At 73.2% G+C, this 5,031-nt stretch carries 4 protein-coding genes; 2 read left to right on the top strand and 2 right to left on the bottom strand.

Translation table 11 applies throughout. From position 1 onward, the window contains the following. Positions 1 to 47: 47 nt before the first annotated feature. Positions 48 to 599 carry a DinB family protein gene (locus ACFU6K_RS31125; RefSeq protein WP_380668682.1) on the bottom strand — a complete coding sequence of 184 codons (552 nt, stop codon included), beginning with the start codon at positions 597 to 599 and terminating at the stop codon, positions 48 to 50. A gap of 107 nt (positions 600 to 706) precedes the next feature. On the opposite strand from ACFU6K_RS31125, the gene ACFU6K_RS31120 reads away from it, so the two are divergent. Then, positions 707 to 1,693: a helix-turn-helix transcriptional regulator gene (locus ACFU6K_RS31120; RefSeq protein ID WP_380668680.1), complete on the top strand. Its 987-nt coding sequence runs from the start codon at positions 707 to 709 to the stop codon at positions 1,691 to 1,693. A 680-nt stretch (positions 1,694 to 2,373) separates the two neighbouring features. Here ACFU6K_RS31120 and ACFU6K_RS31115 read toward each other — a convergent pair. Further along, positions 2,374 to 3,708: a PLP-dependent aminotransferase family protein gene (locus tag ACFU6K_RS31115; protein ID WP_380668678.1), complete on the bottom strand. Its 1,335-nt coding sequence runs from the start codon at positions 3,706 to 3,708 to the stop codon at positions 2,374 to 2,376. Positions 3,709 to 3,879: 171 nt separating this feature from the next. Here ACFU6K_RS31115 and ACFU6K_RS31110 point away from each other — a divergent pair, with 171 nt between their 5' ends. Beyond that, entirely contained in the window at positions 3,880 to 5,022 is a 1,143-nt protein-coding gene (locus ACFU6K_RS31110) for a chitosanase (RefSeq protein ID WP_380668676.1), read from the top strand. Positions 5,023 to 5,031 lie beyond the last annotated feature (9 nt).

Raw genomic sequence — 5,031 nt, 5'->3', positions numbered from 1 at the left:
CGTCGACTGTCGTCGACGGGCCCCGCTGCCGTCCCGCCGGTTCGGGCTCAGCCCATGCTCTTCGCGCCGTCCAGGGACTCGCGGATGATGTCGGCGTGACCGGCGTGCTGGGCCGTCTCGTTGGCGATGTGCAGCAGCACCCGGCGGGCCGACCACTCGGCGTCCGCCTGGAACCACGGCGCCTTCGGCAGCGGCTGGGTGGCGTCCAGGTCGGGGAGGGTGGCCACCAGCTCGTCGGTGCGGACGGCCACCTCGGCGTACGCCGCGAGGACGCCGGCCAGCGTCTCGCCCGGCAGCATGCGGAACTCGTCCGCGCGGCGGGCGAAGTCCTCCTCGGTCCAGGCGGTGAAGTCGGGCATCGCGGACGGGCCCTGCACGATGAACTCCGCCCAGAGCCGCTCGACGTTGGTCACGTGCTTGATCAGGCCGCCCAGGCACAGCTCGCTCGCACAGGTCCGCAGGCCGGCCTGCTCGTCGGTGAGGTCGCGGGTGGTGAAGCGCAGGAAGTGCCGCTGCTTCTCCAGGGCCGTCAGGAGGTCGGCGCGCTCGCCGGTGAGGTTCTGCGTGGCGGCGGGGGTGGTGGTCGTGGTCATCGTCATGGCCTTTCGCTGGGTTCCTGCTACGGGTTCCTGCTCCCTCGGGCAAGAACAACGTTACGGACCATTGCGGTCACTTCCTGTCCTGAATCCCGGGGAGAATCGACGGCATGGCGAACACCAGCACGCGGACGCTGCGACTGCTCTCCCTGCTCCAGACCCACCGGTACTGGCCGGGCGACGAACTGGCCGACCGGCTCGGAGTCTCCGTCCGCACCCTGCGCCGCGACATCGACCGGCTGCGCGAACTCGGCTACCCCGTCGAGGCGCAGCGCGGCGTCGACGGCGGCTACCAGCTGGCGGCGGGCGCGGCGCTGCCGCCGCTGGTGATCGACGACGAGGAGGCGGTGGCCCTCGCGGTCGGCCTCCAGGCGGCGGCCGAGAGCCCGGTGGAGGGCGTCGCCGAGGCCTCGGCGCGGGTGCTGGCGAAGGTGGTCCAGGTGATGCCGGCCCGGCTGCGCCGACGGGTGGAGGCGCTGCGCGCGGTCACCGTCCCGGTGGACTGGGGGACGCGGACGGGCACGGGCGTCGACCCGGACGTCCTGACGGTGGTGGCACTCGCCTGCCGGGACGGCGAGCGGGTGCGGTTCTCGTACAGGGCCGCCGACGGGCGCGGTACGGACCGGCACGTCGAACCGCACCGGCTGGTCTGCCTGAACCGTCGCTGGTACCTGGTCGCGTACGACCTCGACCGGGCCGACTGGCGCAGCTTCCGCCTCGACCGCCTCACCGCCCCGTCCGGCAGCGGCGCCCGCTTCGGCCCCCGGACCCTCCCGGCGGCCGACGCGGCGGAGTTCGTCCGCGCGGGCCTCAACGGCATGCCCCGACCGCATCGGGTGGAGGCCCTGATCGAGGCGCCGGCGGAGTTCGTCCGCGCCCGCGTCGGCCGCTGGGGCACCGTGGAACCCGTCACCCCGCACCGCTGCCGCCTACGGATGACCGCCGACTCGCTCGACTGGCCCGCCATGGCCCTCGGCTCCCTGGGCGCCGACTTCCAGGTGCTCGCCCCGGACGCCCTACGGACCCTGCTCACGGACTGGAGCACCCGCTTCGCCCGCGCCGCGGGGAAGGGGCAGGGGGAGGGGCAGGGGGAGTAGGAAGTCGGCCCGGCCGACTTCTGGCGTTGGCAGTCCGCGCACCTTTCTGCGCCTGGGTGGAGTTTGCCCCGCCCCGTGCTTGTGCCCGGCCTCGCTCCGGCGCCGGTGCTCGCCCCGTCCCCGGGGCGCTGCCGGGGGTGGGTGGTGGCGTGGAAAGTCGGCCTGGCCGACTTCTGGCGTCGGCAAGGGGGTGTGGTGCACCGTTCCGGCGGCTGTTTCGTGGTTTGCCGCTCCGGTGCTTGCCATGGTCGGACGACGGCCCGCTGCGGTGGAGTGGGAAGTCGGCCCGGCCGACTTCTGGCGCAGATCTGGGCGGGTTCGTGGCGGGCTGGTGGGTGGGGTGAGGAGTCGAGCCCGTTGACGTACGGGCGGGCGTGGGTGACCAGTGCGGGCCTGTCAGGTGGCGGTGGGGCGGGGTCCTTGTGGGTGGGGTGGCGTGAGAAGTCGGCCTGGCCGACTTCTGGTGCGGTTGTGGTGAGAGCGGGGCGGGTGGGGCCTGGCGTGTTGGCGGCGCTCGGTATCGGTTGGGTCGTGGTGGCGGAGTGGGAAGTCGGACCCGTCGACTTCTGGCGTGGCCCGGGGCAGGTTCGGGTCCAGGGCCGAGGGCGTTTCGCGCGAGCGTGGGGGCAGCGGCGAGTGTCGGAGTGGGAAGTCGGACCCGTCGACTTCTGGTGTGGGGGTCAGGGGGCGATGGCTTCGAGGGTGGTGCGGAGGTGGGTGAGGACGGTGGGGAGGGTGGGGAGTGGGGGTGTGGCGAGGGCGAGGCGGAGGGCGTTGGGGTGGTGGGGGGTGGTGGCGAAGGCGTCGGCGGTGGAGATCAGGATGCCCTCGGCGGCGAGGGCGGCGGCCGCGTGGTCGGGGCGCTGGTGGGGTTCGAGGGTGAGCCAGAGGATGTAGGAGGTGGGGTGGGCGGTGGTGGTCAGGCCGCTCAGGGCGGTGCGGGCGATGGACTGGCGGGCGGCGGCGTCCGTGCGGCGTTCCTGTTCCAGCCGGGCGACCGTGCCGTCGGTGAGCCAGCCGGTGGCGAGGGCGGTGATCAGGCCGGGGGCGCCCCAGGCCGCCGCGCGCAGGCTGGTGGTGGCGGCCCGGAGCAGGTGGTCGGGCAGGACAGCGAAGCCGAACCGCAGGCCCGGGGCCACGCTCTTGGAGAGGCCGGCCAGGTAGCAGGTGCGCTCGGGGGCGAGGGCGTGCAGCGGCGGGGGCGGTGTGGCCTCCAGGAAGGCGTAGGTGCCGTCCTCGATGAGGGTGAAGCCGCGGTCGGCGGCGAGCCGGACGAGGCGCTCGCGCTGTGCCGGGGTGAGCACCCAGCCGAGCGGGTTGTGGACGGTCGGCTGGGTGTACACCGCCCGCACCGGCCGGGTGCGGCAGAGCCGGTCGAGCGCGTCGAGGTCCGGGCCGTCGGCGGTGACCGGGACGGGCGCCAGGTCCAGTCCGTGGGCGGCGGCGAGCAGCTTGATGCCCGGGTAGCCGAGCGCGTCCACGGCGAGGACGTCCCCGGGGCGGGTGAGCGTGCGCAGGACGCAGTCCAGGGCCTGCTGCGCCCCGCTGGTGAGCAGGACGTTCCCGGGCGCGGTGTCGATCCCGCGGTCCAGCAGGTGGGTGGCCACCGCGGCCCGGTCGTGCCGGTGGCCGCCCGGCGGGTGCTGGCGCAGCAGGGCCTCGGCGTCGCCCGAGGAGGCGAGCGCGCGCAGGGCCTGCCGCAGCTGGTCGCCCTGCCCGGGGGAGAGCGGCTGGTTGAAGGAGAGGTCGGCCACCCGGGGCACCGGGAGCGCGCGCGAGGGTTCGAGGCCGTCGTAGCCGGTGCGCAGCCGGACGAAGGTGCCGCGGCCCTGCTCGCCCACCACCAGCCCGGCGGCGGCGAGTTCGGCGTACACCCGGGTGGCGGTGGCGAGGGCGATCCGTCGCTCGTGGGCGAGGGTGCGGTGGGTCGGCAGCCGGGTGCCGGCCGGGAGCGCGCCGGAGCGGATGGCGGTCGCGTACTCGTCGACGATGGCCTTGTAGGAGGGCGGTCGCACGGGTCACCTGTCCTTCCGGGGGCGTACGTCCGGGCACGGGCGCGCTCAGGCGCGCACGGGCGCGCACCTGTGCATATCGGAGTGTATCCAGGACAATAAGTGGATTGTCCTGGTCAGGTGTTCCTAGCCTCGTCACATCCAGCAGCGAGGCCAGGAACGGAGCACGCGCCCATGACCATCCGCAGCGAGCGGGACCGGCACGTCGTCACCCTCACCATCGACCGGGAGAAGAAGCTCAACGCCCTCGACTACCCGACGATCGACGCGCTGCTCGCCGAGCTCGACCGGATCGACGCCGACGACACCGTCCGCGCCGTGATCCTCACCGGCGCCGGCGGGCGGGCGTTCAGCGCGGGTGCCGACATCCCGTCGCTGGCGGCCAGCGTCGCGGGCGGGCCCGAGCGGGCGCTGCGCGAGTTCGTCCGGCGCGGGCACACCCTCACCCGACGGATCGAGGAGTTCCCCAAGCCGGTCATCGTGGCCGTCAACGGCCTTGCCTTCGGCGGTGGTTGCGAGATCACCGAGGCCGCGCCGCTGGCCGTCGCGGCCACCTCGGCGGCCCAGGCCGCCCCGTCGCCCGCCGCCGCCGTCCAGCTCAAGGGCGTCGGGCTGGACGACCCGCACAAGAAGGACATCGCCATGCAGCTGGTGTCCAGCGCGGAGAACTCGTCGCTGGACTGGAAGGCCCAGTACAAGTACATCGAGGACATCAAGGACGGCCGCGGCTACACCGCCGGCATCATCGGCTTCTGCTCCGGCACCGGTGACATGCTGGACCTGGTCCAGCACTACACCGACCTCAAGCCCGGCAACATCCTGGCCAAGTACCTGCCGGCCCTGAAGAAGGTCAACGGCAGCGAGTCGCACGCCGGCCTCGGCTCCGCGTTCGAGAAGGACTGGGCCACCGCCGCCAAGGACACCGTCTTCCAGCAGGCCCAGAACGACGAGCGCGACCGGGTGTACTTCAACCCCGCCGTCAACCAGGCCAAGAGCGACGGCCTGCGCGCGCTCGGCCAGTTCGCCTACTACGACGCCATCGTCATGCACGGCCCGGGCAACAGCTCGGACAGCTTCGGCGGCATCCGCGCCGCCGCCATGAAGAAGGCCAAGACCCCCGCCCAGGGCGGCGACGAGGCCACCTACCTCAAGGCCTTCCTGGACGCCCGCAAGGTGGTCATGAAGAAGGAGGAGGCGCACTCCGACACCAGCCGGGTCGACACCGAGCAGCTGGTCTTCCTCAACGCCAAGAACTTCGACCTCAACCCGCCGCTGAAGTGGAAGGTCTACGGCGACAGCTACGCCATCAACAGCTGACGCCACGAC

This window comes from Kitasatospora sp. NPDC057512, assembly GCF_042802135.1.
Taxonomy (GTDB): Bacteria; Actinomycetota; Actinomycetes; order Streptomycetales; family Streptomycetaceae; genus Kitasatospora.
Note: the sequence above shows the minus strand (reverse complement) of the source record. Positions and strands in the feature narration are given on the sequence as shown.